The organism is Burkholderia multivorans ATCC BAA-247, assembly GCF_000959525.1.
Classification (GTDB): Bacteria; Pseudomonadota; Gammaproteobacteria; order Burkholderiales; family Burkholderiaceae; genus Burkholderia; species Burkholderia multivorans.
On sequence record NZ_CP009831.1, the window covers coordinates 1,278,799 to 1,304,638 of the forward strand.

23 protein-coding genes are annotated in these 25,840 nt (G+C 68.6%); 14 read left to right on the plus strand and 9 right to left on the minus strand.

The genetic code is table 11. The features are described 5' to 3' along the window. The first annotated feature begins 31 nt into the window (after positions 1-31). Both NP80_RS07940 and NP80_RS07945 read left to right on the plus strand, forming a co-directional pair. Entirely contained in the window at positions 32-1,381 is a 1,350-nt protein-coding gene (locus NP80_RS07940) for an MFS transporter (protein WP_006403617.1), read from the plus strand. Between the two features lie 100 nt (positions 1,382-1,481). Beyond that, the gene (locus NP80_RS07945; RefSeq protein WP_006403616.1) at positions 1,482-2,837 is read left to right on the plus strand and encodes an MFS transporter; all 1,356 of its coding nucleotides are present in this window, start codon (positions 1,482-1,484) and stop codon (positions 2,835-2,837) included. A 25-nt stretch (positions 2,838-2,862) separates the two neighbouring features. Here NP80_RS07945 and NP80_RS07950 read toward each other — a convergent pair whose 3' ends face one another. Continuing rightward, positions 2,863-3,663, minus strand: a complete 801-nt coding sequence (locus NP80_RS07950) for an SDR family NAD(P)-dependent oxidoreductase (RefSeq protein WP_006403615.1) — start codon at positions 3,661-3,663, stop codon at positions 2,863-2,865. Positions 3,664-3,817: 154 nt separating this feature from the next. Here NP80_RS07950 and NP80_RS07955 point away from each other — a divergent pair, with 154 nt between their 5' ends. Continuing rightward, entirely contained in the window at positions 3,818-4,789 is a 972-nt protein-coding gene (locus NP80_RS07955) for a GlxA family transcriptional regulator (RefSeq protein WP_035488135.1), read from the plus strand. 35 nt (positions 4,790-4,824) lie between these two features. Here NP80_RS07955 and NP80_RS07960 read toward each other — a convergent pair whose 3' ends face one another. Further along, the gene (locus tag NP80_RS07960; protein ID WP_006411213.1) at positions 4,825-5,316 is read right to left on the minus strand and encodes a 2,4'-dihydroxyacetophenone dioxygenase family protein; all 492 of its coding nucleotides are present in this window, start codon (positions 5,314-5,316) and stop codon (positions 4,825-4,827) included. A gap of 144 nt (positions 5,317-5,460) precedes the next feature. Between NP80_RS07960 and NP80_RS07965 the strand changes: the two genes are divergently transcribed. Together NP80_RS07965 and NP80_RS07970 are read left to right on the plus strand one after the other, a co-directional pair. Beyond that, positions 5,461-5,940 (plus strand): MarR family winged helix-turn-helix transcriptional regulator, encoded by a 480-nt coding sequence (locus NP80_RS07965; RefSeq protein ID WP_006411215.1) that lies wholly within the window; start codon positions 5,461-5,463, stop codon positions 5,938-5,940. A gap of 120 nt (positions 5,941-6,060) precedes the next feature. Beyond that, positions 6,061-7,311: an MFS transporter gene (locus NP80_RS07970; RefSeq protein ID WP_006411212.1), complete on the plus strand. Its 1,251-nt coding sequence runs from the start codon at positions 6,061-6,063 to the stop codon at positions 7,309-7,311. Positions 7,312-7,353: 42 nt separating this feature from the next. Here NP80_RS07970 and NP80_RS07975 read toward each other — a convergent pair whose 3' ends face one another. Next, positions 7,354-8,319 carry a LysR family transcriptional regulator gene (locus NP80_RS07975; RefSeq protein ID WP_045593340.1) on the minus strand — a complete coding sequence of 322 codons (966 nt, stop codon included), beginning with the start codon at positions 8,317-8,319 and terminating at the stop codon, positions 7,354-7,356. Between the two features lie 105 nt (positions 8,320-8,424). Here NP80_RS07975 and aptA point away from each other — a divergent pair, with 105 nt between their 5' ends. Together aptA and NP80_RS07985 are read left to right on the plus strand one after the other, a co-directional pair. Next, positions 8,425-9,783, plus strand: coding sequence for an omega-aminotransferase AptA (aptA, locus tag NP80_RS07980; RefSeq protein ID WP_035487715.1), 1,359 nt, complete (start codon positions 8,425-8,427; stop codon positions 9,781-9,783). Positions 9,784-9,838: 55 nt separating this feature from the next. Continuing rightward, positions 9,839-11,356 (plus strand): CoA-acylating methylmalonate-semialdehyde dehydrogenase, encoded by a 1,518-nt coding sequence (locus tag NP80_RS07985; RefSeq protein WP_006403608.1) that lies wholly within the window; start codon positions 9,839-9,841, stop codon positions 11,354-11,356. An 84-nt stretch (positions 11,357-11,440) separates the two neighbouring features. Here NP80_RS07985 and NP80_RS07990 read toward each other — a convergent pair whose 3' ends face one another. Beyond that, a complete protein-coding gene (locus NP80_RS07990) occupies positions 11,441-11,815 on the minus strand; it encodes a COG4315 family predicted lipoprotein (protein ID WP_006397138.1) in 375 nt (124 codons plus the stop codon). Between the two features lie 268 nt (positions 11,816-12,083). On the opposite strand from NP80_RS07990, the gene NP80_RS07995 reads away from it, so the two are divergent. Further along, entirely contained in the window at positions 12,084-12,935 is an 852-nt protein-coding gene (locus tag NP80_RS07995; RefSeq protein ID WP_035948715.1) for a dienelactone hydrolase family protein, read from the plus strand. A gap of 97 nt (positions 12,936-13,032) precedes the next feature. Here the strand turns inward: NP80_RS07995 and NP80_RS08000 are convergent, their stop codons facing one another. After that, a complete protein-coding gene (locus NP80_RS08000) occupies positions 13,033-13,833 on the minus strand; it encodes a helix-turn-helix transcriptional regulator (protein ID WP_006412258.1) in 801 nt (266 codons plus the stop codon). Between the two features lie 123 nt (positions 13,834-13,956). Between NP80_RS08000 and NP80_RS08005 the strand changes: the two genes are divergently transcribed. Both NP80_RS08005 and NP80_RS08010 read left to right on the plus strand, forming a co-directional pair. Next, positions 13,957-15,363: an APC family permease gene (locus NP80_RS08005; RefSeq protein WP_035948717.1), complete on the plus strand. Its 1,407-nt coding sequence runs from the start codon at positions 13,957-13,959 to the stop codon at positions 15,361-15,363. A 73-nt stretch (positions 15,364-15,436) separates the two neighbouring features. After that, on the plus strand, positions 15,437-16,546 hold the full coding sequence (locus tag NP80_RS08010; RefSeq protein ID WP_006412256.1) for a DmpA family aminopeptidase: 1,110 nt from the start codon (positions 15,437-15,439) through the stop codon (positions 16,544-16,546). Positions 16,547-16,674: 128 nt separating this feature from the next. On the opposite strand, the gene NP80_RS08015 is transcribed toward NP80_RS08010, so the two are convergent. Together NP80_RS08015 and NP80_RS08020 are read right to left on the minus strand one after the other, a co-directional pair. Then, positions 16,675-16,884, minus strand: coding sequence for a hypothetical protein (locus NP80_RS08015; RefSeq protein WP_006412244.1), 210 nt, complete (start codon positions 16,882-16,884; stop codon positions 16,675-16,677). 137 nt (positions 16,885-17,021) lie between these two features. After that, positions 17,022-19,205: an FUSC family protein gene (locus NP80_RS08020; protein ID WP_006412243.1), complete on the minus strand. Its 2,184-nt coding sequence runs from the start codon at positions 19,203-19,205 to the stop codon at positions 17,022-17,024. A gap of 199 nt (positions 19,206-19,404) precedes the next feature. Between NP80_RS08020 and NP80_RS08025 the strand changes: the two genes are divergently transcribed. After that, on the plus strand, positions 19,405-20,352 hold the full coding sequence (locus NP80_RS08025) for a LysR family transcriptional regulator (RefSeq protein ID WP_006397130.1): 948 nt from the start codon (positions 19,405-19,407) through the stop codon (positions 20,350-20,352). A gap of 176 nt (positions 20,353-20,528) precedes the next feature. On the opposite strand, the gene NP80_RS08030 is transcribed toward NP80_RS08025, so the two are convergent. Together NP80_RS08030 and NP80_RS08035 are read right to left on the minus strand one after the other, a co-directional pair. Continuing rightward, positions 20,529-20,831 (minus strand): DUF4148 domain-containing protein, encoded by a 303-nt coding sequence (locus NP80_RS08030; protein ID WP_006412260.1) that lies wholly within the window; start codon positions 20,829-20,831, stop codon positions 20,529-20,531. Positions 20,832-21,027: 196 nt separating this feature from the next. Then, positions 21,028-22,170 (minus strand): porin, encoded by a 1,143-nt coding sequence (locus tag NP80_RS08035; RefSeq protein WP_006412262.1) that lies wholly within the window; start codon positions 22,168-22,170, stop codon positions 21,028-21,030. 288 nt (positions 22,171-22,458) lie between these two features. Between NP80_RS08035 and NP80_RS08040 the strand changes: the two genes are divergently transcribed. The 3 genes from NP80_RS08040 to NP80_RS08050 all read left to right on the plus strand — a co-directional run bounded on the left by NP80_RS08040 (position 22,459) and on the right by NP80_RS08050 (position 25,769). Continuing rightward, positions 22,459-22,920 carry a VOC family protein gene (locus NP80_RS08040; RefSeq protein WP_006397126.1) on the plus strand — a complete coding sequence of 154 codons (462 nt, stop codon included), beginning with the start codon at positions 22,459-22,461 and terminating at the stop codon, positions 22,918-22,920. A gap of 118 nt (positions 22,921-23,038) precedes the next feature. Then, positions 23,039-24,280, plus strand: a complete 1,242-nt coding sequence (gene codA, locus NP80_RS08045; protein WP_035948718.1) for a cytosine deaminase — start codon at positions 23,039-23,041, stop codon at positions 24,278-24,280. A 148-nt stretch (positions 24,281-24,428) separates the two neighbouring features. Next, on the plus strand, positions 24,429-25,769 hold the full coding sequence (locus tag NP80_RS08050; RefSeq protein ID WP_035948721.1) for a chloride channel protein: 1,341 nt from the start codon (positions 24,429-24,431) through the stop codon (positions 25,767-25,769). Positions 25,770-25,840 lie beyond the last annotated feature (71 nt).

Consider the following 25,840-nt stretch of genomic DNA (forward strand, 5'->3'; position numbering starts at 1 on the left):
GCAGTCCGTTCGAAGAGTTTGGAGAGAGACAATGTCCCGATCGCTTCCCGCCGAAGCGACGCTCGCGCACGCGAGCGCGCCGGCTTCCGCGTCCGCCGACGCGCAGCTGTTCCGCAAGATCGCATCGCGGATCGTGCCGTTCCTGTTCCTCTGCTACGTCGTATCGTTCCTCGACCGCATCAACATCGGCTTCGCGCAGCTGCAGATGAAGCACGACCTCGGCTTCAGCGATGCGATGTATGGCCTCGGCGCGGCCGTGTTCTACATCGGCTACGTCTGCTGCGAGGTGCCGAGCAACATGCTGCTCGCGCGCTTCGGCGCGCGCCGCACGTTCACGCGGATCATGCTGCTGTGGGGCCTCGCGTCGACGGGCATGATGTTCGTGTCGCAGCCGTCGCATTTCTACGTGCTGCGCTTCCTGCTCGGCGTGTTCGAAGCCGGGTTCTTTCCCGGCATCGTGCTGTACCTGACCTACTGGTTTCCCGCGAACCGCCGCGCGGCCGCGATCTCGGTGTTCTTCGCGGGCGTCGCGGTCGCCGGCGTGCTCGGCGGCCTCGTGTCCGGCTGGATCATGCGCGACATGAGCGGCGTGCTCGGGCTGCACGGCTGGCAGTGGATGTTCGCGATCGAGGGCGCACCGGCCATCCTGCTCGCGTTCGTCGCGTTCGCCTGTCTCGTCGATCGGCCGCAGGACGCGGCCTGGCTCAGTGCCGAGGAAAAGGCGCGCGTCGCCGCGCTGTGCGCGCACGGCAGCACGCACGGCGCCGCATCGCACGGGCACAGCGCGCGCAGCGTCGCGGCCGCGCTCGCGAACCCGCGCGTGTATCTGTTCGCGTTCATCTATTTCTCGCTGACCTGCGCATCGCTGACGCTGAACTTCTGGATGCCGCTGATGATTCGCGACTTCGGCGTGACCGACGTCGTCGCGGTGAGCCTGTACACCGTCGTGCCGAATGCGGTCGGCGCGGTCGGGCTGGTTCTGATTGCGCGCCGCTCCGATCGTACCGGCGAGCGGCGCCGGCACTTCGCGGTCTGCACGATCGGCGGCGGCCTCGCGCTAGCCGCGCTGACGCTGCATCTGCACAGCTTCGTTGCGATGCTCGCGTGCCTGTCGGTCGCGGCGACGCTGATCTTCGCCGCGCTGCCGATCTTCTGGGCGGTGCCCACGCGCTATCTGTCCGGCAACGCGGCCGCGGCCGGCATCGCGCTGATCAGCAGCATCGGGATCACGAGCGGCATCGTCAGCCCGTGGGCGATCGGGCTGATCCGCACGCGCACGGGCAGCATGGATCTTGCCGTCTACCTGCTCGCCGCGCTGCTCGCGCTGAGCGGCGCCGCGCTGATGCTCGGCGTCAAGGACGAGCCGGCGCCGCGCGCGTGAGCTCCGCCGGCCGCGGCTCGACGGGCCGCCGCGGCCGGCGCTTCGCGTTCGCGCCCGTCTGTCCGTTCATCCGTTCATCCGTTCGTCGAGGAGACACACGATGTCATCGCCCCTTCAAGCGGACGCCGCGCGCACCGTCGCGCCCGGCGCCGCCGCCGACGATGCGCTGTACCGCCGCATCGGCACGCGTATCGTGCCGTTCCTGTTCGTCTGCTACATCGTGTCGATCCTCGATCGCAGCAACATCGGTTTCGCGCAGTTGCAGATGCGTGAGGATCTCGGGCTGACCGATGCGATGTACAGCCTCGGCGCGGTGCTGTTCTTCGTCGGCTACGTGCTGTTCGAAGTGCCGAGCAACGCGCTGCTGCGCCGCTTCGGGGCGCGGCGCACGTTCGCGCGGATCATGTTTCTGTGGGGCAGCGTATCGGTCGCGATGATCGCGGTCGACAGCGCGAAGCACTTCTATGTGTTGCGTTTCCTGCTCGGCGTGTTCGAGGCCGGCTTCTTTCCCGGCGTCGTGTTCTATCTGACGTACTGGTATCCGGCGCGGCGACGCGCGTCGGTGCTGTCCGTGTTCTATGCGGGCGTCGCCGTGGCCGGCATGATCGGCGGGCTGTTGTCGGGCTGGATCATGCGCGGGATGTCGGGTGTGCTCGGCTTGCACGGCTGGCAATGGATGTTCGCGATCGAGGGCGCGCCCGCGGTCGTGCTCGGCGTGATCGCGTGGTTCTGGCTGTGCGACCGGCCCGAGCACGCGCGCTGGCTGTCCGACGACGACCGGCAGCGGCTCGCCGCCGATCTCGCCGCCGACCGCGCGGCCGCGCCGGCCGGCGGCGCGCGTTCGCTGCGACAGGTCCTCGCGGAGCCGCGCACGTATCTGTTCGCGTTCATCTACTTCTCGCTGACGACCGCACTGCTGATGCTGCTGTTCTGGATGCCGCTGATGATTCGCGAATTCGGCATCCGCGACGTCGTGCAGATCAGCCTGCTGTCGATCGTGCCGAACGCGATCGGCGCGGCCGGCCTGATCGCGATCGCGCGACGCTCGGACCGGCGGCGCGAGCGGCGCCGGCATTTCGCCGCCTGCGCGCTCGGCGGTGCGGTCGCGCTCGCGCTGCTGACGCTGCACCTGCCGAACCTCGTCGCGATGATGGCGCTGCTGTCGATTGCCGCGATGCTGATCTTCGCCGCGCATCCGGTGTTCTGGGCCGTGCCGTCCGCGTACTTCTCGGGCGCCGGCGCGGCGGGCGCGATCGCGCTGATCAGCAGCATCGGCGTGTCGAGCGGGATGATCACGCCGTGGATCGTCGGTGTGATCCGCACGAAGACGGGCAGCATGGATCCGGCGATGCTGATGATCGCCGCGTTGCTCGCCGCCTGCGCCGTGGCGATGCTGATCGGTGTGCGCGCCGCGCCACAGGGCAGCGCGGACGCGCGCGGCTCGGCGGCCGTTTGACGCCGATGCGCGGCGGCGGGCGGCGTCAGCGCGCGGCGGCGTAGCGCGGCGCCGGTGTGTCGGACGACAGGTGCGGCGCCATCGCACGGCGCGCCGCGTCGTAAGCGTCCCATTGCTCGCCCGCGTGCAGCGACGGAATCGTCACGAGTTCGCGCCGCTCGAAGCCGACCAGCGCCGCGTCGACCATATCGGACGCGGACATCACGATCGACTTCGGCAGATGTTCGATCGGCAGGCCGCCCGTCTGCCAGAACTCGGTCGCGGTCGCACCGGGCAGTACGGCCTGCACCTGCACGCCCTTGTCCGCGAGTTCGTGATGCAGCGACTGCGTGAACGCGAGCACGAACGCCTTGCTGCCGCCGTACACGCCGTTCAGCGTTTCCGGCGACAGCGCGACGATCGACGCGATATTGATCACCGCGCCATGCCCGCGCGCGACGAAGCCCGGCACTGCCGCGTACGTGAGGCGCGTGAGCGCGGTGACGTTCAGGTCGATCATCCGCGTCATCGCGTCGACGTCGCTCTCGAGCAGCGGCGTATGCGTGCCGATGCCCGCATTGTTGACGAGCAGCGTGATGCTCGCATCCTGCTTCAGCTTCGCTTCGACGACGGTGAGCGCAGCGCGGTCGTTCAGGTCGGCCTCGATCACTTCGACGCCGCGTCGCGTGTCGCTCGTGATCCGCTGCGCGAGCGCGTCGAGCCGCGTGCGGCTGCGCGCGACGAGGATCAGATCGTAGCCGCGGCGCGCGAGCCGGTCCGCATAGATCGCGCCGATGCCGGACGATGCGCCGGTGACGACGGCGGTACCGCGATGAACTTGACTCATGGTGTCGCTCCGTTCGAGTAAGGGTGGGGTGGAGGCATTCTGGCGCCGAACGCGTGCGACACAAATGACGTAGATGGGTATGATTCAGGACATCGCGCCGACGGACGGTCCGCCGCGCACGCGACGCGCGGCGCACGGCGCGGGAGCAACGGGCATGCACCGGATCGGCTTTCTGATCAGCGACGGGTTTCAGATCATGGCGCTCGCCGCGCAGTCGGTGTTCGAGTACGCGAATCTCGGCATCGGCGAGCCGTTCTATGCGGTCGATCTCTACTCGGTCGATGGCGGCGACGTGCGCTCGTCGCTCGGGCTCGCGATCGCGACGCGGCCGTTGAACCATCGGCTGCGCATCGATACGTGGATCGTCGCCGGCGTCAACGATCCGCTCGCGTCGCCGCCGCCGGACGGCGTCGTCGCGTTTTTGCGGCGTCCGAACGCGCGCGCGCGACGGATCGCCGGCATCTGCACGGGCGCGTTCGTGCTCGCGGAGGCGGGGCTGCTCGCGCAGCGCCGTGCGACCACGCACTGGGCGTACGGGCGCGCATTGCGCGAGCGCTTCCCGGACGTGCGCGTCGAGGACGACCGCATCTTCATCGTCGACGGCCCGGTGTGGACGTCGGCCGGCATGACGGCCGGGCTCGATCTCGCGCTCGCGATGGTCGAAAAGGATCTCGGCGCGGAAGCCGCGCGCTCGACCGCGCACAAGCTCGTGATGCAGCAGCGGCGTGCGGGCGGCCAGTCGCAACACTCCGAACTGCTGACGCTCGCGCCGAAATCGGACCGCATCCAGAATGCGCTGAACTATGCGCGGCAGAACCTGAAGCGCGCGTTGACCGTCGAGGAACTGGCCGACGCCGTCCATCTGAGCCCGCGTCAGTTCAGCCGCGTGTTCACGCTCGAAACCGGCCAGTCGCCGGCCAAGGCGATCGAGCGGCTGCGGCTCGAGGCCGCGCGGCTGATGATCGAGCGCAGCCGGCATTCGCTCGACGTGATCGCGAAGGAGAACGGGTTTCGCGACCGTCGGCATCTGCGCGACGCATTCGTGCGCAGCTTCGGCCTGCCGCCGCAGGCCGTGCGTCGCGACGCGCGCGCCGGCCTGGCGGCGGACGGAGAGGGTGCCGCATAGCGTGCGCCGCGGATCATCGCGCGACTATCGCATGACTATTTCGTGACGAACGGCGCCGCGGCGTCGGGCGCGCTGCGCGCATGCCGGCGCTGGCGCAGCAGCGCGACGCGGCAATTCTCGCGCGCCGTTTCGCGGCCGTCGTCGTCGAGCAGCACCAGATCGCCGCGCATCACGTTGAGCGTGATCACGTCGTCGCCCGGCGCGCCGAGCGTTTCGGGCGTATGCACGGACCCGGCCGGCTCGAGCACCGTCGAGCCCGCCTGCGCGACCCAGTCGTATTCGCGGTACCGCCATGCGCCGCGCAGCGTATAGACGAACACCTGGCCGTCATGACGGTGGCGCGGCAGCGCGCGGCCGGCCGGCATCTTCAGCAGTGCCGTCAACGTGTCCTGCGCCGCATCGATATGCAGATACTTGATCGCGAGGCCGGGCAGCGCGTCGCTCATCGGCAGCCACGGCAGCGCGTCGTCGGGCAGGCACGAGATCGGCGGAAGGTCGGTCGGGAGCGGGGCGCGAGGCTGCGTCATGGTGCGGGACGGCATGGGAACGAAGAGCCGGCATTATCGCAGAGCGCGATGCGCGGGCCGAGGATCGTCGCGTGCCTGCGGCCGGCGTGCGGATATATACAGATAAACTGTACAGTTTCACTGCCGGTGTGCTAGCGTACGCCAATGAACCCGCGCGCCTTCCCTCCCGACACGCCTGACACGCCCGATCCGGCCACGCTCGCCGGCGAACTCCGCATCTCGGTCGGCAAGCTGATGCGGCGCATGCGGGAACAGACCCACGCGAACGACCTGACTTCGTCGCAGAAATCGGTACTGCTGCGGCTCGATCGCGACGGCCCCGCGACGGTGTCCGCGCTCGCGCGCGCGGAGAGCGTGCGGCCGCAGTCGATGCGCGTAACGGTCGCCGCGCTCGAAGCGATCGGCGCGGTCAGCGGCGCACCCGATCCGGCCGACGGCCGGCAGACGCTGATTGCGCTGACGCCGGCGTTCCGCCGGACGCTGCAGGCGAACCGCGCAGCCAAGGACGACTGGCTGTTGCGCGCGCTGCAGGCGCAGCTGTCCGGGCAGGAACGCGCCGAGCTCGCATCGACCGTGAGGCTGCTGCAGCGGCTCGCCGAGTTCGGCGAGCCCGGGCGCCGATGAGCGGCGCCGGCGCGTGCCGCGGGAGGCAACGATGAACGAACGGTTCGGGCACCAGGGGCACCAGGAAACATCGACGATGGGCCGCCGCAGGCCGCGTCGCCGCCTGCGGCGGGAGCGGTCATGAGTGTGCCGTCGACGGGCGTGTTCCGGTCGCTGCGCAGTTTCAACTACCGCGTATGGGCGGCCGGCGCGCTGGTGTCGAACGTCGGCACGTGGATTCAGCGCACGGCACAGGACTGGCTCGTGCTCACGCAGCTGACGCATCACGATGCGTCCGCGGTCGGGATCGTGATGTCGCTGCAGTTCGGGCCGCAACTGCTGATGCTGCCGTGGACGGGCTACGCGGCCGACCGCTTCAACCAGCGCCGGCTGCTGATGACGACGCAGGCGCTGATGGGCGCGCTCGCGCTGGCGCTCGGCGTGCTGACCGTGACGGGCGTCGTGCGGCTGTGGCACGTCTATCTGTTCGCGTTCCTGTTCGGCTGCACGTCGGCCTTCGATGCGCCGGTGCGGCAGACCTTCGTCGCCGAACTGGTCGGCGACCGCGAGCTCGCGAACGCGGTCGCGCTGAATTCGACGTCGTTCAACGCGGCGAGGATGATCGGGCCGGCCGCGGCGGGCTTCATCATCGCGTGGGTCGGCACCGGCTGGGCGTTCCTGACGAACGGGATCAGCTTCGTCGCGGTGCTTGCGTCGCTATCGCTGCTGCGTACCGGCGAACTGCGCGAGAGCGCGCGCGCCGTGCATTCGCGCGGCAGCCTGCTCGAAGGCTTTCGCTACGTATGGGCGCGCGCGGACCTGAAGGCGACGCTCGTGATGCTGTTCCTGATCGGGACGTTCGGCCTCAATTTCCCGCTGTTCATCTCGACGATGGCGGCCGGCGTGTTTCACGTCGATGCGCGCGGGTACGGGATTCTGTCGTCGATGATGGCGGTCGGCACGATTTCCGGCGCGCTGCTGGCCGCGCGCCGCGACCGGCCGCGGTTCCGGCACTTGTGGGCGGGCGCCGCGCTGTTCGGCGTCGGCTGCACGCTGGCGGCGCTCGCGCCCGGCTACTGGCTGTTCGCGGCGGCGCTCGTGCTGACCGGGATCGCGGCGATGACCTTCACGAACTCGACGAACGCGCTGATGCAACTGTCGACCGAGCCCGCGATGCGCGGGCGCGTGATGGCGCTGCGGCTGGCCGTCGCGTTCGGCGGCACGCCGATCGGCGCGCCGGTCGCCGGTTGGGTGGCGAATCACCTCGGCCCGCGCTGGGCGCTCGGCGTCGGCGCGGCGTCGGGTTTCGCGGCGGCAGGCGTCGCACTCTATTTCCTCATGCAACTGCGCGCGCAGCGGCGCAGCGGCGGCGTGCGCGACGACCGCGCGTGACCGTTCGCGGACCGCGCACGTCGAGCCGGCCGGCGCGCGCCGCTACGACGCGCTGCCGCGCGGCTCCCCGCGCGGCGCCGCGTGCGCGGCTTCGAGGCACGACTGGAACAGCAGCGCGGCGCGCGACGGCCGCGGCGAGCGCCGCAGCAGGCTGACGAAGCGGCACAGGTAATTGAAGCGATGCGGCGCGACCGGCTGCATCAGCCCCTTTTTCTCGAAGCTTTCCGCGTAGTGGTCGGGCAGGAAGCCGAGATAGCGCCCCGACAGAATCAACGTCGCGATCGATTCCTGGTCGGACGCGGTCGCGCTGCGCGTGAGCTTCGCGCGATGGCTGAGCTCCATGTTCGGCGAATGGAAGCCGAGCCCGGCAAACGCGTGGTTGCGGATCGTCGTCCAGGTCAGCTTGCCGTGCGGCGCATCGAACAGCGGATGCTGACGGCCGCAGTACAGCAGCATCCGTTCGTCGAACAGTTCCGAATAGACGAGGCTGCCCGAGCTGCGGTGGGCGGGGATGATCCCGACCTGATAACTGCCGTCGATGATCCCGCGTTCGACCTCGTTGATCGACGCGACGTGCAGGTTCAGCGCGACGTCGGGCGCCTCGTCCGCGAACTGGCGGATCGCGTCGCCGAGCCGCGCGCTCGGATTCGTCGCGGTCTTGTCGAACACCGCGACGTGCAGTTCGCCGCCCATCCGGTCGTGAATGCCGTCGATCCGGCTGCGAAACGCCTCCATCGACGCGAGCAGCCGCAGCGTCTCCTCGTAGACGGTCTGGCCTTCGGGCGTCAGCGTGAAGCCGGCGCGGCCCCGCCGGCACAGCACGAGCCCGAGCCGCGTCTCGAGATCCTTCACGTGCCGGCTGATCGTCGAGATGCCGATATTCAGTTCCAGTTCGGCCGCCGCCATTCCGCCGCACTGGACGACGCCCTTGAAGACCCGCAGCAGCCGCAGATCCATGTCGCTGAGCTGCCCGAGCAGCGCGCGGCTCTTCGGTTTCTTTGCTTGCATAGTTGCGCAAGTGAACATTGATATTGCGATATTCAAAAGACTAATTGGCGTCCCGACAATGCGCAACATCATCACGAGGAGGAGGGGCGCGCCGCGCCGACCGACATGACCGACACCATCACCGCTCCGCAACAGGAACAGACGCCCGTGCGCACCGACGCCGCCTGGCTCGACGCGCACTGGATGCCGTTTACGGCGAACCGCCAGTTCAAGTCCGACCCGCGCATGATCGTCTCCGGCAAGGGCGCGTACTACACCGACGCCGAAGGCCGCAAGATCTTCGACGGGCTGTCCGGCCTCTGGTGTACGGGCCTCGGTCATGGCCGCGGCGAAATCGTCGAAGCGGTGAGCCGCCAGGTCGCGCAGCTCGACTACGCGCCGGCATTCCAGTTCGGCCATCCGAAGTCGTTCGAGCTCGCGAACCGGATCAAGGAACTGACGCCGGCAGGTCTCGACTACGTGTTCTTCACGGGCTCGGGCTCGGAAGCGGCCGACACGTCGCTGAAGATGGCGCGCGCGTACTGGCGCGCGAAGGGCAAGGGCACGAAGACGCGGCTGATCGGCCGCGAGAAGGGCTATCACGGCGTGAACTTCGGCGGCATCTCGGTCGGCGGCATCGGGCCGAACCGCAAGCTGTTCGGCCAAGGACTCGACGCCGATTTCCTGCCGCATACGCAGCTGGCCGAAAACAAGTTCTCGCGCGGCATGCCCGAGCGCGGCGCGGAACTCGCCGATCGCCTGCTCGATCTGATCGCGCTGCACGACGCGTCGAACATCGCCGCCGTGATCGTCGAGCCGTTCGCGGGCTCGGCCGGCGTGATCATCCCGCCGCAAGGCTACCTGCAGCGGCTGCGCGAGATCTGCACCGCGCACGACATCCTGCTGATCTTCGACGAAGTCATCACGGGCTTCGGCCGCGCGGGCGCGATGACGGGCGCGGAAGCGTTCGGCGTGACGCCCGACATCATGAACTTCGCGAAACAGGTGACGAACGGCGTGCAGCCGCTCGGCGGCGTAGTCGCGACCAAGGAAATCTACGACACGTTCATGGCCGCGGGCGGCCCCGAGTACATGCTCGAATTCCCGCACGGCTACACGTACTCGGCGCATCCGGTCGCCTGCGCGGCCGGTGTCGCGGCGCTCGACCTGCTCGTGAAGGAAGATGCCGTGGCGCGCGTGCGCGAGCTCGCGCCGCATTTCGAGGCGGCCGTGCACGGGCTGAAGGGCCAGCGTCATATCGCCGACATCCGCAACTACGGGCTCGCGGCCGGTCTGACGATCGCCGCGCTGCCGGGCGAACCGGCGCGCCGTCCGTACGAGATCGCGATGCGCTGCTGGGCGAAGGGCTTCTATGTGCGCTACGGCGGCGACACGATCCAGCTCGCGCCGCCGTTCATCGCCGAAAAGCGCGAGATCGACAATCTGATCAACGCGGTGTCCGACGCGCTGAACGAAGTGGACTGAGGCGCGCGCCGCACGATCCCGACCGTTGAATTGAATTCACGAAAGAGTCTGAACGATGAAACACGATAGCAACGTCACTTCCACGCTGGGCCACCTGATCGACGGCAAGCGCGTCGACGGCGGCAGCCGCGTGCAGCCGGTGTTCGACCCGGCGACCGGCGAATCGGACAAGAGCGTCGCGCTCGCCGACAAGGCGACCGTCGAAGCCGCGATCGCGTCCGCGCAGGCGGCGTTCCCCGCATGGCGCAATACGCCGCCGCTGAAACGCGCGCGCGTGATGAGCCGCTTCAAGACGCTGCTCGAGGAGCATGCGGACGAGCTGTGCGCGCTGATCACGGCCGAACACGGCAAGGTGCTCGCCGATGCGATGGGCGAGCTGCAGCGCGGGATCGAGAACGTCGAATACGCGACCTACGTGCCCGAGCTGCTGAAGGGCGAGCACAGCAAGAACGTCGGCCCCGCGATCGATTCGTGGAGCGAGTTCCAGGCGCTCGGCGTCGTCGCGGGCATCACGCCGTTCAACTTCCCGGTCATGGTGCCGCTCTGGATGTGGCCGATGGCCGTCGCCTGCGGCAACACGTTCGTGCTGAAGCCGTCCGAGCGCACGCCGTCGTCGACGCTGCGCATGGCCGAGCTTGCGCTCGAAGCCGGCCTGCCGCCCGGCGTGCTGAACGTCGTGAACGGCGACAAGGAAGCGGTCGACACGATCCTGACCGATCCGCGCGTGAAGGCGGTCAGCTTCGTCGGCTCGACGCCGATCGCCGAATACATCTACTCGACCGGCTGCGCGCACGGCAAGCGCGTGCAGGCGCTCGGCGGCGCGAAGAACTTCGCGGTCGTGATGCCCGACGCGGACATCGACAATGCGGTGAGCGCGCTGATGGGCGCCGCGTACGGGTCGTGCGGCGAGCGCTGCATGGCGATTCCGCTCGTCGTCGCGATCGGCGAGGACACGGGCGATCGCGTCGTCGCGGGGCTGAAGGCCGAAATCGCGAAGATGAAGGTCGGTCCGGGCAACGGCGCAGGCGTCGACATGGGCCCGCTCGTCACGAAGCAGCACTTCGAGAAGGTGACGGGCTTCGTCGAGGCCGGCATCGAGGCCGGCGCGACACTCGTCGTCGACGGCCGCGCGGTGAAGGTCGACGGCCACGAGAACGGCTACTACCTCGGCCCGTGCCTGTTCGACCACGTGAAGCCCGGCATGCCGATCTATCAGCACGAGATCTTCGGGCCCGTGCTCGGCGTGATCCGCCTGAAGTCGCTCGACGAGGCGATGGCGCTGATCGACGCGCACGAGTACGGCAACGGCACCTGCCTGTTCACGCGCGACGGCGAGGCGGCACGCTACTTCAGCGACAACATCCAGATCGGGATGGTCGGCATCAACGTGCCGCTGCCGGTGCCGGTCGCGTATCACTCGTTCGGCGGCTGGAAACGCTCGCTGTTCGGCGATCTGCACGCATACGGCCCGGACGCCGTGCGCTTCTATACGAAGCGCAAGACGATCACGCAGCGCTGGCCGTCGGCCGGCGTGCGCGAGGGCACGGTGTTCAGCTTCCCGTCGAACCGCTGACGTCGACGTCGCGCGCGCATGGCGTCGCGCGGCGCACGCCCGCACGGATCGGCCGATCCGCGCGGGCTTTTTTACGGGCGGCGCCTACGGCGTCACCAGGTGCCACATGTTCTTGAAGTTGTCGCCGTTGCGGTCGCCCTGTTTCATGTCCTTCGAGAAGAAGTACAGCGGCTTGCCCTTGTACGCCCATTGCGGGCTTCCGTCGTCGCGCTTGACGATCGTGTAAGGGCCGACCGGCACGTCGGTCGCGCTGGCCTTGTACGGCGGCCAGAAGGTTTCGCACTGGCCGGTGCAGGCGCTGGTGCCGGCGTTGGGCGTGTCCTTGTCGAACGTGTAGACCGTCATGCCGTTCGCGGCGACGAGCGCGCCGTTTTCGACTTTGGTGATCGAGCCTTGGGCCGACGCCGAGGCCGAGGCGATCGCGAGCAGGGCGGAGCTGACGAGCAGCGCGGCTTTCATGATTCCCTCCTTGTAGTCCGGTGGACGGCCGCGCGTCGCGCGCACGGGCGGCGTGCGCACGGAACGCGCGAATGGTGCCGGAACGCGGCGCCGCGCCCGCCGGTGCGAGCGACACGGGGTCGAGTGGCGGCAAGCGGCGCGCTACTTTCACGATAGGCGGTTTTTTGCGGCGCTGCGAGCACAACCGATTCGCGTCGCGCGGTGCGCCGTGTCAACGCGTTCCGGCCCGGTGCCGTTGTGGAGTGATCCGATTCCGCCGGAGTTCCCGATGCGCAAGTGGCTGATGCTGACGATGCTGGGCTGCGCGTGTGCCGCCGCGAGCGCGCAGACGCTCGTTCATTTCCCGTCGACCGACGGACCGCCCGCGACGATGCTCGACGGCTACCTGTTTCCGGCACCGGGCGCCGGCCGTCATCCGGCGCTCGTGTTCCTGCACGGCTGCGCGGGCATGTTCGCGCGCTCGGGCCGCGTGACGGCGCGCGAACGCGACTGGGCCGCGCGCTTCAACGCAGCGGGCATCACGGTGCTCGAAGTCGACAGCTTCACGCCGCGTCATCACGGCCAGATGTGCTCGCCCGCCAGCTTCGACGCCGCGATCTATAGCGCGCGGCCGTTCGACGCCTATGGTGCGTTGCGGTATCTGCAGTCGCTCGAGACGGTGATGCCCGACCGCATCGGCGTCGTCGGCTGGTCGCAGGGCGGCGGCACGGTACTGAGCGCGATTCGCGCATCGAGCACGGCCCGGCCCGCATCGCTGCCGGACGGCGATTTCCGCGCGGCCGTCGCGTTCTATCCGGCACGCTGCAGCACGAAGGCGCAGGGCGCCGAGTGGCAGAGTACGGTGCCCTTGCTCGTGCTGATCGGCGAACAGGACGTATGGTCGCCGTTTGCCGCGTGCAAGGCGTTGTTCGATTCGGTCGCGCCGGGCACCGATGCGACGTTTCATGCGTATCCGGGCGCGTACCACGATTTCGACTGGCCCGACATGCCCGTGCATATGGTGCCGGCGTTCACGACGCGTGCGGGTGTCGTGCCGATCGAAGGTACCGATCCGGCCGCGCGTGCCGATGCCCAGCAGCGCGTGCTCGACTACGTCGGCGCGCATCTGCTCGGAAACTGACAAGCATGCAAGGCACGGCCCGTGCATCGACGTCGTTCGTTGCATCGTCGCGTCGACCAGACAAGCCGCCTGCACTCGGCCTTCACGTTCGACGCGTTTATCGGGCGGCGTCTTCGCCCAACGCCTCGATGAACCGCGAAAACAGTTCGGGCTGCGACGAGATGCCGAGCTTCGCGTAAAGGTGGCGGCGATGCACCTTCACGGTCTCCGGTGAAATCGCGAGCCGTTCCGCGATCGCCTTCGACGAATTCCCGCGCAGCACCATCCGCGCGATCGCCATCTCGCGATCGGTCAGCACGCCGGCGCCGAAGCGCGCGAGCGCATGCTCGACGCGCGCGCCGAGATCGTCGTCGCGCGTCGCGCGCGCGGTGTCGCCGATCAGGCGCCAGTGCTGCCGCATCGTCGCGAGCACCCACGGCATCGCGGCCGTGAGCTTGCCGAGCGGCTCGACGTCGAAGCGCGCGGCCGCGCCGAGCGACAGCGACAGCAGCGTGTCGGCGTTCGGGCGCACGAGGATCTGGATTTCGTCGTCGCCGACTGCATCGCGAAAGTAGCTGAGGAAATACTCGCTCTGCCGGAACAGGTCCGGCGCGACTTCCTCGAGCCGGTAGCAGCCGTCGGCGAGCCCGTCGTGCGCGGCCTGCAGGAACGGATCGAGCAGATATAACCCGTTCAGGTAGAGCGGCACCGGCGACGCGCTGTCGCTGCCGCCCGCATCGTATTCGTCGAGCACGAGCGGCACGCCGTCGCGGCCGATCGCGGTCGCGAGCGCGTTGTCGAACGGCACCATCTCGTTGAGCAGCAGTACGAGAAAACGCCAGAAGCGCGGCTGGCCGAGATGGTCGATCGTACGGCCGAGCGCCTGATGCATCGCGATTTCGGAAAACAGACGGTCCATGCCAACTACCGAAGGGCGTAACACGAAGGGGGAATAGCGGTCCTGAATTTGGCTTCCTAGACTGCCACGCAATTCACCGGCCCGAGTATGGGCGTTCAAAAAAGCGCAGCATAGGAGAACGAGATGGCGATGATGTCGGAATCCACGGGCACGCTGCAAGCGACGCCCGACACGCACGACGCGCCGCGCGCGCTGACGCAGACCTTGAGCGTGCGCGACGCGGTGATGATCACCGTGTCGGGCGTGACGCCCGCAAGCTCGATCTTCGTGATCGCGCCGTTCGCGATCCAGCAGGCCGGCAGCGGTGCGGTGCTGTCGTTCGTGCTCGGCGGCGTGCTCGCGTTCGCCTTCGCGCTCTGCTATGCGGAGCTGTGCGCCGCGCATCGCAGCGCGGGCGGCGAATACGTGATGGCCAAGCGCGTGTTCGGCACGCTGCCCGGCTATCTGACCTTCATTGCGGTGCTGTCCGTCAGCGTGTTCATTCCGGCCGTGCTCGCGAGCGGCGCCGCGCCGTACCTGAACAGCGCGCTCGGCACGCATTTCGGCAACCAGTCGGTCGCGCTGACGATCGTGCTGCTCAGCTACGTGCTCGGCATGCTGAACATCAAGACCAATGCGTGGATCACCGGTGCGTTCCTGCTCGTCGAGATCGCGGTGCTGATGCTGATCGCGGCGCTCGGCTTCGGTTCGCCGCATCGCGGCGCCGACGTGCTGATCGCGCCGGTCGTCGCGAGCGGCAACGCGCTCGTGCCGGCGACGCTTGCCGCCATCGTGCCGGCGATCGGCACGGCGATCTTCTGCTACAACGGCTTCGGCTCGGCGGCCTATCTCGCGGAAGACCTGCGCGGCGGCAACCGCAACGTCGCGAAGGCCGTGCTCTATTCGCTGCTCGTGATTCTCGTCGTCGAACTGGTGCCGCTCGCGGCCATCGTGATCGGCGCGCCGTCGCTCACCGACATGGCGAAGAGTGCCGATCCGATCGGCTATGTCGTGCGCTCGCTCAGCAATCCGGTCGTGTCGCGTGTCGTGAGCGGCGGCATCTTCCTGTCGGTGTTCAACGCGATCATCGCGATCGTGATCGCGATGGGGCGCCTGCTGTACAGCAGCGGCCGGCACGCGCTGTGGTCGCGCACGTGCAACCGCGCGTTCTCGGCGATCCATCCCCGCTTCGAATCGCCGTGGCTCGCGACGCTCGCGCTCGCGGTGCCGTCCGCGGGCCTCGTGTTCGTGTCGAGCCTCGACGAGCTGACGGCGTTCACCGTCGACCTGCTGCTGCTGATCTATCTGGTCGTCGGGCTCGCGGCGCTCGCGAGCCGGCTCGTGCGCCGCGACGTGGAGCATCATTACCGGATGCCGCTCTGGCCCGTGACGCCGCTCGTCGCGGTGGCAGGTGCCGCCTACACGCTCTACACGACACTGTCGAGCGCGACGAAGCCGACCGATCTGCTGATCATCGCGGGGCTGCTGGTCGCCGCGCTCGCGATGTACGCGGCATGGGCGCGTCACAGCGACACGTTCCGCGCGCTTTGAGCATCGCGCCCACCGGCTTGAACAGCGACTCTAGCGAGCTTTGAAACAACCGCCACACGGGAGGATTCGCATCATGCGCACGAGGGATCTCGGCATTCGCATCGGACTCGGCACGCCGGGCCGCTTCAACGCAATCACGGACGTACCGGGCGTGCGCGTCGGCCACTGCACGCTGAACGTCGACGACGGCGACGCGTCGGTGCGCACCGGCGTGACGGTGATCGAGCCGCGCGCGGGTGCGGCGCACGCTTCGCCGTGTTTCGCCGGCGTGCACGTGCTGAACGGTAACGGCGACGCGACCGGCCTCGAATGGATACGCGAAGCCGGCCTGCTGACGACGCCGATCGCGTATACGAACACGCATAGCGTCGGCGCGGTGCGCGACGCGCTCGTCGCGAACGAACGCGACGCGGCACGCGGGCGCGTGTACTGGTGCATGCCGGTCGTGATGGAGACCTACGACGGGCTGCTGAACGACATCTGGGGGCAGCACGTCGATGCGTCGCACGTGCGCGCCGCACTCGCGGCCGCACGGTCGGGGCCGGTCGACGAAGGCGGCGTCGGCGGCGGGACCGGCATGATCTGCCACGAGTTCAAGGGCGGCATCGGCACCGCATCGCGCGTGCTCGCCGCGAACGCGGGCGGCTGGACGGTCGGCGCGCTCGTGCAGGCGAACTACGGCGTGCGCGAGATGCTGCGCGTGGCCGGCTATCCGGTCGGCGACGTGCTGCGCCACGTGCAATCGCCGTTTCGCGCGCCGCAGGCGCAGGGCGAGGCCGGGATGGGTTCGATCGTCGTGACGCTCGCGACCGATGCGCCGCTGTTGCCGCATCAGTGCACGCGGCTTGCGCAGCGCGCGAGCGTCGGACTCGCACGCGTCGGCGGTGGCACCGAGGATTCGAGCGGCGACATTTTCCTCGCGTTCGCGACCGGCAACGACGGGCTGCCGGCTGCCGACTACGGCAGCAAGGGCGCCGCGACGACGAACGTGAAGATGGTCAACAACGATCATATTTCCGCGCTGCTCGCCGCCGCCGCCGAAGCGGTCGAGGAGGCGATCGTCAATGCGCTGGTTGCGGCGCGCGATGTCGAATCGCGTGGCGCGCGCGTCGAAGCGATCGGGCACGCGCGGCTGCTCGACGCGTTGCGCGAAGTCGGTTGGCGGCCGGGGCGCGGCGTGTAGCGCGAAGGGGCGACGCGCGCGTTCGTGAGATCGATCGGCGCGCGATGCAGACCGGTCATGTGTGACACGGACATCGCAGGCGGCGCGGCTGCATCGCATGCCGCGCGAACTCGCCCGCCGCGCGCCGCTCAGCTGCCGAAGTAGACGTTGCAGAAGCTGACCGGGCCGACGCAGGCATTCGGATCTTCCGGATTCGATTGCGAACGGTCGACGCGGCCCGCGGCCTTCATCGATTCGGCACGGGGCGCCTGTTGCGGCACGTCGGCCGGCGCCGGTTGCGCATGAGCGACGGCGGCGGCAAGCGACAGGGCAACGACGGCGAGATGCAGCGGCTTCATGGTGACTTCTCCTGGGTAATCGCCAGTCCTGCTGGCAGTGCCCCGACTATAGGCGCGCGCTGCCTGAAGATTAATCACCGGCGCTGGAGAGCATATTTCCATCGTGTACAACGATGCCGTTGCGCACGCATCGATCGTCAGCGGCGCGCGCGGTTGTACGGCGCATCCTTGTCGAGCAGCGCGCTGCGGATGAAGTGCAGGCAGCCGACGATGCGCCGCATGCTGCGACGCTCGTCGGGCACCGCATGCCAGGCGTTCAACGCATGCTGCGTGGCGCGGATCGCGAGATTCACCGATTTCAGCGTGCGCGCATGGCGGTGCGGCGCCGGATCGTCGAAAAAGCGCGGCAGGTCGCGCAGCACCGGGTCGATCGACGCGGTCCATTGCAGCATCTGCGGCGGCTTCGAGGCACCGAACGCGTGCAACTCGTCGCGCAGGTCGATCACCGCATGACCGACTTCGAGCGTCGCGAGCATCCAGCGCAGCGCGTCGCGATGCTGGCGCGTGCGCCGCACGAGCAGCGTGCGCAGCTGCGCCATCAGATCGTGCGTGCTCGACTGAAAGCGTTGTGCCAGGCCGTCGCGCGCGCCTTCGCACGCGAGCGTCACCTGGCGCCGCAGATCGTGTGCGATGCGTGCGGTGAGCCAAGGCATGTGCGTCGGGAACACGACCGCGAACACGATCGCGCACATCAGCATCGCCACCACGACGGCGAGCCCGTTGTTGACCAGCAGCTCAGGGGTATAGGCGATCGTATTGTCGGGGCCGGCAAGCAGGCAGAAGAACACGGCGAAGCCGATCCCGTAGCCGGACAGCCCGGGCCGCGTCGCGAGGAACGCGCCGACGCCGAGCACCGGCGCGAGCGCCGCGCATAGCAGCGGAAAGCCGTCGATGTTCGGATACACGTAGCAGAGAAACAGATAGCCGGCCGCGGTCGCGCACGCGGCGCCGGCAGCCATTTGCGCGACGAACTTCGATGCGCGCGGCGACGTCGAGCTGAGCGCGCAGGCGATCGCCGTCGCGATTACCGCGAGCGCGCCGCTCGGCCATTCCGACGCGATCCAGAAGCAGCTCATTGCGCCGACCGCGACGACCGTGCGCAGAAACGTGAAGCCGATGAAGAACGCATTGGTCTTCACCGCGTAGCGCGTGACCGAACGCTCGAGCGCGTGGTCGTCCCGATCGAGCGACGCGAACGTATCGGCATAGCCGAGATACTCGCCGATGAAGCGGAACATCAGTTCGATCGCGGTATCGAAGTCGAGCAGCCCGCCGGCCGCATGATCTTCGATTGCGCGCCGCGACGCGCGTGCCGCCTTCGGCAGCGCACCGTGAAAGCGGCGCAGTTCGAGCAGCGCGCCCGTCGTCGACGCGACACCGCGCCGGCGCTCGTCGCGCAGCGCTGCAAGCCGTTGCGCGAGCCCGTCGATATGCGGCGCGAGCGCATCGAGCACGGCGTCGGCGCGGTTCGCGCGCACGCGCTTCAGCAGCTGATGCAGCGCGTGCAGCCGCGTGCACGCATTCATGAATTCGCTGTTCAGCCGCGCGAGCCGGCGGCTGCGCGCACGCATGTGCGGATCCTCGAAAGACGCGAATGCGCGGTTCGCCTCGAAGCCGACGATCTCGTCGACGAAATCGGCGAAGCGGCGCTCGAGATCGCCGCGCGCGACGTCGCCGACGAGCGCATCGACCGCGAACGCCGGGAAATTCGCATGACGCGCGCTCAGCGAACGCATCAACGCCTTCGCGGCGCTGAGCGGCAAGATCAGCGCACTGACCGCGCCCGAGCAGGCGATGCCGAGCGCGACTTCGCCGGCGCGCGTCAATGCGGATTCGAACAGCGTCTGCGGCGTCATCACGGCCGGCAGGCCGATCAGCGCGGCCGTATAACCGGCGAGCACGAAGCCGTACCAGCGGAAATGGCGATAGCGGACCGCGAGTGCGATGCAGCCGCCGATCCACAGCGTGATACCGGCCATATAGAGCTCGGGCTGCTGCGCGAACAGGCCGCCGAGCGCGAGTGCGGCGACGAGGCCGGCGGCCGTGCCGAGCACGCGATAAAAGCTTTTCGCGAACACCATGCCGGACATCGGCTGCATCAGCACGAAGACGGTCGTCATCGCCGTGCGCGGCTGCGACATTTCAAGGCGCATCGCAATGCCCATCGCGAGCAGCGCGGCCAGCACGGTTTTCGCGAGATGCAGCCAGATCATCCCGTCGGTGGCAGCCCAGTCGCGTGCGGCCTTGCCGAGCGGATCGAGCCGGGCGCTCCATCGTGGCGGTTCGACGGAAGATCGCTCGATCGCAGAATGTGGCTTCATGAAAGGAGGGGGCGCGCCGCGCGCCGGGCCGTTGCCGCAGCGCCTGCGAACGTGCCCGTTCGACTGATGAGGCGCCGATTGTAGGAGCGCGGCCGGCCGGCATTAACGCAGCTGCGGGGAAACGATAGTTGCAGCGCAAGTAACAATCTGCCGCACAGGCTGGAGGAAAATGGCGGCTCCGCTCTACGTGTGAACAGGAATGGATACGCTTCAAAACATGCGGGTGTTTACGCGCGTGGTCGAGACGGGCAGTTTCACCGCGGCCGCGCAATCGCTGAATTCGACGACCGGCGCGATGTCGCGTGCGGTGTCGGAGCTCGAGGCGCGGCTGCGCACCCGTCTGATGAATCGCTCGACGCGTCGTCTCGCGCTCACGTCGGCCGGCGAGAACTATCTGCGGCGCTGCCGACAAATCCTCGCGGACGTCGATCGCGCGGAAGAAGAGGCCAGCTGCGCGCACGAGCGGCCGGCGGGCGTGCTGCGGATGCACAGCTTTGCTAGCGTCGGGCATCACTATGTCTTGCCGGCGCTCACGCGCTATCACGCGCAGTATCCGGAGGTGTCGATCGAGCTGTCGCTGTCGCAGCGGATGCCGGACCTGTTCGACGGTACGAGCGACATGGCGGTCGTCACGGCGTCGTCGCTGCCCGATTCGGAGCTCGTGTCGCACCTGCTCGGCTCGACGTTCAGCATTCTCTGCGCGTCGCCCGACTACGTGCGGCGGCACGGCGCACCGGCACGCCCGCAGGAACTCGCCGCGCATGCCTGCCTGACGCTGCGCACGCCCGCGTTCCCGACGCACGAGTGGGTGCTCGAAGGGCCGGACGGCGTCGAGCAGATTCACGTGAGCGGGCCGGTGCAGACGAATACGGCCGAATCGCTCGCGCTCGCGATTCGCGACGGGATCGGCATCGGCATGCTGCCGCTCTATGCCGCGATCGATGCGCTGAGCGACGGCACGCTCGTGCGCGTGCTGCCCGAGCACATCCTGCAGAAGATGAACGTGTATGCGCTCTATCCGTCGCGCCGCTACATCGACGCGAAGGTGCGCACGTGGGTCGAACTGCTGCGCGCACAGGTGCCCGCGATGATCGAGCGCGACGTCGATACGCTGAACGCGATCGGTCGCGCATCGCAGGCCGCATGACGGCGATTGCGGCGCGCAGCGGCACGCGGCGCGCAATGGAACGGCAACGTTGAAGCGCCGCGCGCGGCAGGTTTCGTCGCGGCGCGACCGACGCCGCGTACGCGATCGAAGGTTCGCCTGCGGCGCCGATCATCGTGCCCTCGGTGCGCTCGGTGCCCTCGGTGCCCTCGGTGCGCTCAGCGCGTCGGCTTCGCGGCCGGACCCGATTCGGTCGCCGCGACGCCGGCCGGACCGTACGCGGTCTGCGCGACCTTGCGTTCGGCGATGCGCTTCGCTTCGAGCCGTTGCTGCGCGGCGAGCAGGTCGTCGGGATAGTTGCCCGCGTCGCCGAGCGCCGGGTTGTAGCCGACCGACTCGAGGTCGTACAGCTCCTGCAGCACCTGCGCGCGCGTGACGGGCGACTTCGCGGCTTGCGCGAACGACAGCGCCGGTGCGGCGAGCAGAACGGCGGCAGTAGCGGTGACGACGAGCGATTTCACGATGTTCTCCTGTAGGAAAAAGAGCGTTCGGCGCGGCCTCGGCCGGTCGGCTCGAACGATGATTCGACGTCAGTCTACGAAGCGCGGCCGCGCGCAAACAGCCCGATTCCGTGCAAGCTCCCTTCCAGCGCGCGCAACATTGGCGTCGGCGCGCACGCGCGCCGGTACGCGTGCGCCGCCGACGCGCGTGTTCGCGTCAGAACCGCGTGCGCATCCCGATCGTGCCGACGATCTGATTCGGCGTGCTCGACGCGCCGCCGGACCCGTTGATGAATGCCTGGTAGCCGCGGCCGGACGCGTGCTGGTACATCGCTTCCGCATAGACGTCGGTGCGGCGCGACAGCTTGTAGACGGCCTGCAGGTCGACCTGATGCCATTTCGGATCGGTGCCGTGCCGGCTGTCCGGGTTCGACACGCTGGCGTCGGTGTAGACATAGGCGGCGCCGAGGCTGAAGGCCGGCGTGAGCGCATAGCGCAGGTTCACGTCGAAGTTGTTGAACGCGATCTGGCCGGTCGAGCCGAACGCGCCGGTGTTGTCGTACTGCGCGCGCGTATAGACGAAGCCGACCGTCGCGGGCCCGAACGTGTAGCCGATGCCGCCGCCGTACGAGCGCATGCGGTCGGCGCCGATCGACCAGCCGCCCTGATTCACGCCTTTCGCTTCGGCCGCATCGGTCGCGCCGGCGCTCGCGCTCGTCGTGCCCTTGGTGCCGTTCATCTGCAGGTAGGCGCCGGCCAGTTTCAGCGGGCCGTTCGTATAGCTGACGGCCGCGCTGTACGCGCGATTCGCGCCGAAGTTCGTCGCATTCGAGAACGCGTACATCGCGCCGACCTTGAAGCCCGCCACCGTCGGGCTTGTGTACTTGACCGCGTTGTTGATGCGTAGCGAATGGTTCAGGTTGTCGTTGTCGAACGGATGCGCGAAGCCGGCATCGCCGAAATCGCCGGCCGTTGCCGACAGCGGCGCGACGAAATCGACCATCGTGTCGTACTGGCGGCCGAGCGTCAGCGTGCCGTACGCGTCGTGCGTGAGCCCGACGTACGCGTGACGGCCGAACAGCTTGCCGTCCTGACCGAGCGCGCCGTTGTTCGCGTTGAAGCCGTTTTCAAGCACGAACAGTGCCTTCAGGCCGCCGCCGAGGTCCTCGGTGCCGCGAAAGCCGATGCGGCTGCCGTTGATCGTGCCGCTGGTCATGCGCCACTGCGACGCGCCGTTCGCGTTGTTCGTATATGCGATGCCGGCGTCGATCAGCCCGTACAACGTGACGGCGCTTTGCGCGTGGACGACCGGGGCGAACAATGCGGCGACCGATGCGCCGGCAATAAGCGTTTTCTTCATCTCAAGACTCCTGCGTGTGGGATCGAAACGGGCGCAAGTATAGGAACGCGCACCGTGCGTGCGGCGCGCGTGCGGGCGAGCGGTCCTTTGCGGATCGAACAAGAGTCGTTCACAAAACCGACACGTCGAGCGGCGCGCGAGCGATGCGGGCCGTTGTCGCGCAACGGCGCGCCGCGCACAGGGTTCCGCTGTCGCATCGCCGCAACACGCGTGCGTCGGCCGACGACGGTTGATCGGCGCGACCGACGCGCGGAGAATGGGTGTCGTCCCCACCGATTGGAGGCAACGATGCCCACGCCAGCGCCCCTTCCGCCGATCAGTCCCGCCGTCTACTACCGCGATCCGCGTGCCGCGCTCGAATGGCTGGAGCGCGCGTTCGGCTTCGGGCGCGGGATCGTCGTCTATACGCCCGACGGCCAGGTCACGCATGCCGAACTGACGCACGCAGGCGGCGTCGTGATGATCGGCGGCTACTGGGCCGAGTTCGTCGCGAGCCCGCCGGACGTCGGCGGCCGCAACACGCAGAGCGTGCACGTGCAGCTCGCGACCGGCATCGACGCGCACTGCGAGCGCGCGCGGCAGGCCGGCGCGGACATCCTGCAGGAGCCGGCCGACCAGTTCTACGGCGACCGCACGTATCGCGCGCGCGATCCCGAGATGCACGTATGGACCTTCGGCCAGCACGTGCGCGACGTGACGCCGGAAGAAGCTGCCGCGCAAACGGGACTCAAATTCGAAGGGTGGTCGTGACGCGCGGCATCGCGCGTCCGGTTCACCCGTGTTCGTTCGATCGGGTTCACCGCATCCGGCTGCCGCGGCGCGCGTCGATGCGCGCGCGGCCGCTCCGCATCCACGAGGAGAGTTCCGCATGAATCTGTTCAATGCACGCCTGCGCGGCCGCGACGGGCTGTTTACGATCGGCATCGACGCCGGCACGATCGCGCGAATCGACGCGCAGCCTGCGCCGATTGCACCGACCGGCGCCGACGATCTCGACGCGGGCGGTCGCCTCGCGATCCCGCCGCTCGTCGAACCGCACATCCATCTCGATGCGGTGCTGACGGCTGGCGAGCCCGCATGGAACATGAGCGGCACGCTGTTCGAAGGCATCGAGCGCTGGGCCGAGCGCAAGGCGACGATCACGCATGACGACACGAAGGCGCGAGCGCACGCGGCGATCGCGATGCTGCGCGATCACGGAATTCAGCACGTGCGCACGCACGTCGACGTGACCGATCCGTCGCTCGCCGCGCTGAAGGCGATGCGCGAAGTGAAGGACGAGGCGCGCGGCTGGATCGACCTGCAGATCGTCGCGTTTCCGCAGGAGGGGATCGAATCGTTCGAGGGCGGCCGCGCGTTGATGGAGCAGGCGGTCGAGATCGGCGCGGACGTCGTCGGCGGGATTCCCCATTTCGAGAACACGCGCGAGCAGGGCGTCAGTTCGATCCGCTTTCTGATGGATCTCGCGGAGCGCACGGGCTGCCTCGTCGACGTGCATTGCGACGAAACCGACGATCCGCATTCGCGCTTTCTCGAAGTGCTCGCCGAAGAAACGCGCGTGCGCGGGATGGGCGCGCGCGTGACGGCCAGCCACACCACCGCGATGGGCTCGTACGACAACGCGTATTGCTCGAAGCTGTTTCGGCTGCTCGCGCGCGCGGGGCTCAACTTCGTCTCGTGCCCGACCGAGAGCATTCATCTGCAAGGGCGCTTCGATACGTTTCCGAAGCGGCGCGGCGTCACGCGCGTCGCGGAGCTCGACCGGGCGGGGCTGAACGTCTGTTTCGGCCAGGACTCGATCCAGGATCCGTGGTATCCGCTCGGCAACGGCAACATCCTGCGTGTGCTCGATGCGGGCCTGCATATCTGTCACATGATGGGCTATCGCGATCTGCAGCGGTGCCTCGATTTCGTCACCGATCACAGCGCGACCGCGCTGCAGCTCGGCGAGGGATACGGGATCGCCGTCGGCCGGCCGGCGAATCTCGTCGTGCTCGACGCCGACAGCGATTACGAGGCCGTGCGCCGGCAAGCGAAGGCGACGCTGTCGATCCGGCACGGCAACGTGATCATGCGGCGCGAGCCGGAGCGGATCGCGTATCCGGGCTGAGCGCCGGCATGGCGGCAGCGGTATTCGTCGAGCGCATGAATCGATTCTAAAAATACGTTTGTCTCATGGTGGGCGCGCGCCTACGATTCGGTGCTGACGGCGGCGCGCGCGGTGCGCGCCGTGTCGATTTACTCCGGTCACCGAACTCATGCGCGCCGATCTGCCGTCCGCTCCGTCCTCATCGTCCTCCGCTCCCACCGTGAGCCCGTTCACGCGGATCGCGGCCGTCACGATCGTCACCGGCATCGGCGCTGGGCTCGGCGGCATGCTGCTCGCGCTGCTGCTGCACGCGATCCAGCATCTCGCGTACGGCTATGGCGCCGCGCATCTGGTCGGCACCGAAAGCTTTCTCACCGGCGTGACCGACGCCGATCCGCTGCGTCGCGTCGCGGCGATGATCGTCTGCGGCATCGTCGCGGGCGGCGGCTGGTGGACGCTTTACCGCTACGGGCAGCCGCTCGTCGGCATTCGTCGCGCGGTGCAGGCCGGCGACCCGCGGATGCCGGTCGTCAGCACGACGATGCATGCGCTGCTGCAGATCGTCACCGTCGCGCTCGGCTCGCCGCTCGGCCGCGAAGTCGCGCCGCGCGAGATCGGCGCACTGATCGCGGGCCGGCTCGCGCATCGCGCGGGGCTGACGCGCGACGATTGCCGCTTGATGGTCGCGTGCGGCGCGGGCGCCGGCCTTGCGGCCGTGTACAACGTGCCGCTCGGCGGCGCGGTGTTCGTGCTCGAGGTGCTGCTCGGCACGTTCGCCGTGCGCGCGGTGGCCGTCGCGCTCGTCACGTCGACGCTCGCCGCCGTCGTCGCATGGATCGGGCTCGGCAACGAACACCAGTACACGATCGCGCCGTTCGTGACGAGTGCGCCGCTCGTCGCGTGGTCGATCGTCTGCGGGCCGCTGTTCGGCTTCGCTGCCTACGGCTTCGTGCGGCTCACGACGCGGGCGCGCGCCGATGCGCCCAAGGACGTACGGCTGCCGATCCTCTCGCTCGTCAATTTCGCGGTGATCGGCGTGCTCGCGATGCGCTTTCCGTCATTGCTCGGCAACGGCAAGGGGCCCGCATCGCTCGGCTTCGACGGCACGCTGACGATCGGCATCGCCGCGACGCTGCTCGTGCTGAAGGTCGCGATCGAAGCGGCCAGCCTGCGGGCCGGTGCCGAAGGCGGCCTGCTGACGCCGGGTCTCGCCAACGGCGCGCTGCTCGGCGTCGTGCTCGGCGGGCTGTGGAGCGCCGTCTGGCCCGGCGCGTCGCTGGGCGGCTGCGCGCTCGTCGGCGCGACCGCATTCCTGGCCGCGTCGATGCAGATGCCGATCACGGCCGTCGTGCTGCTGCTCGAGTTCACGCGCGCGAATCACGACAGCCTCGTGCCGATGCTGCTCGCGGTGGCCGGTTCGCTCGTCGCATACCGGTTTGCGCAGCAGCGCGCCGAACGGCGCGCGACGACACGCGCCACGCTGGTGACGCGCGCGACCGCCGCGCGCTGATGCGCTGATGCGCTGACGCACGATCGCGGCGGCACGCTCGGCCGCTTGGCGCCTGCCTCGTTTCCCGTCCA

Bases quoted from the DNA above. Each gene is read 5' to 3' on its own strand.
- NP80_RS07940 (WP_006403617.1), top strand. From the start codon at position 32: ATGTCCCGATCGCTTCCCGCCGAAGCGACGCTCGCGCACGCGAGCGCG.
- NP80_RS07945 (WP_006403616.1), top strand. From the start codon at position 1,482: ATGTCATCGCCCCTTCAAGCGGACGCCGCGCGCACCGTCGCGCCCGGC.
- NP80_RS07950 (WP_006403615.1), bottom strand. From the start codon at position 3,663: ATGAGTCAAGTTCATCGCGGTACCGCCGTCGTCACCGGCGCATCGTCC.
- NP80_RS07955 (WP_035488135.1), top strand. From the start codon at position 3,818: ATGCACCGGATCGGCTTTCTGATCAGCGACGGGTTTCAGATCATGGCG.
- NP80_RS07960 (WP_006411213.1), bottom strand. From the start codon at position 5,316: ATGACGCAGCCTCGCGCCCCGCTCCCGACCGACCTTCCGCCGATCTCG.
- NP80_RS07965 (WP_006411215.1), top strand. From the start codon at position 5,461: ATGAACCCGCGCGCCTTCCCTCCCGACACGCCTGACACGCCCGATCCG.
- NP80_RS07970 (WP_006411212.1), top strand. From the start codon at position 6,061: ATGAGTGTGCCGTCGACGGGCGTGTTCCGGTCGCTGCGCAGTTTCAAC.
- NP80_RS07975 (WP_045593340.1), bottom strand. From the start codon at position 8,319: ATGCAAGCAAAGAAACCGAAGAGCCGCGCGCTGCTCGGGCAGCTCAGC.
- aptA (WP_035487715.1), top strand. From the start codon at position 8,425: ATGACCGACACCATCACCGCTCCGCAACAGGAACAGACGCCCGTGCGC.
- NP80_RS07985 (WP_006403608.1), top strand. From the start codon at position 9,839: ATGAAACACGATAGCAACGTCACTTCCACGCTGGGCCACCTGATCGAC.
- NP80_RS07990 (WP_006397138.1), bottom strand. From the start codon at position 11,815: ATGAAAGCCGCGCTGCTCGTCAGCTCCGCCCTGCTCGCGATCGCCTCG.
- NP80_RS07995 (WP_035948715.1), top strand. From the start codon at position 12,084: ATGCGCAAGTGGCTGATGCTGACGATGCTGGGCTGCGCGTGTGCCGCC.
- NP80_RS08000 (WP_006412258.1), bottom strand. From the start codon at position 13,833: ATGGACCGTCTGTTTTCCGAAATCGCGATGCATCAGGCGCTCGGCCGT.
- NP80_RS08005 (WP_035948717.1), top strand. From the start codon at position 13,957: ATGGCGATGATGTCGGAATCCACGGGCACGCTGCAAGCGACGCCCGAC.
- NP80_RS08010 (WP_006412256.1), top strand. From the start codon at position 15,437: ATGCGCACGAGGGATCTCGGCATTCGCATCGGACTCGGCACGCCGGGC.
- NP80_RS08015 (WP_006412244.1), bottom strand. From the start codon at position 16,884: ATGAAGCCGCTGCATCTCGCCGTCGTTGCCCTGTCGCTTGCCGCCGCC.
- NP80_RS08020 (WP_006412243.1), bottom strand. From the start codon at position 19,205: ATGAAGCCACATTCTGCGATCGAGCGATCTTCCGTCGAACCGCCACGA.
- NP80_RS08025 (WP_006397130.1), top strand. From the start codon at position 19,405: ATGGATACGCTTCAAAACATGCGGGTGTTTACGCGCGTGGTCGAGACG.
- NP80_RS08035 (WP_006412262.1), bottom strand. From the start codon at position 22,170: ATGAAGAAAACGCTTATTGCCGGCGCATCGGTCGCCGCATTGTTCGCC.
- NP80_RS08040 (WP_006397126.1), top strand. From the start codon at position 22,459: ATGCCCACGCCAGCGCCCCTTCCGCCGATCAGTCCCGCCGTCTACTAC.
- codA (WP_035948718.1), top strand. From the start codon at position 23,039: ATGAATCTGTTCAATGCACGCCTGCGCGGCCGCGACGGGCTGTTTACG.
- NP80_RS08050 (WP_035948721.1), top strand. From the start codon at position 24,429: ATGCGCGCCGATCTGCCGTCCGCTCCGTCCTCATCGTCCTCCGCTCCC.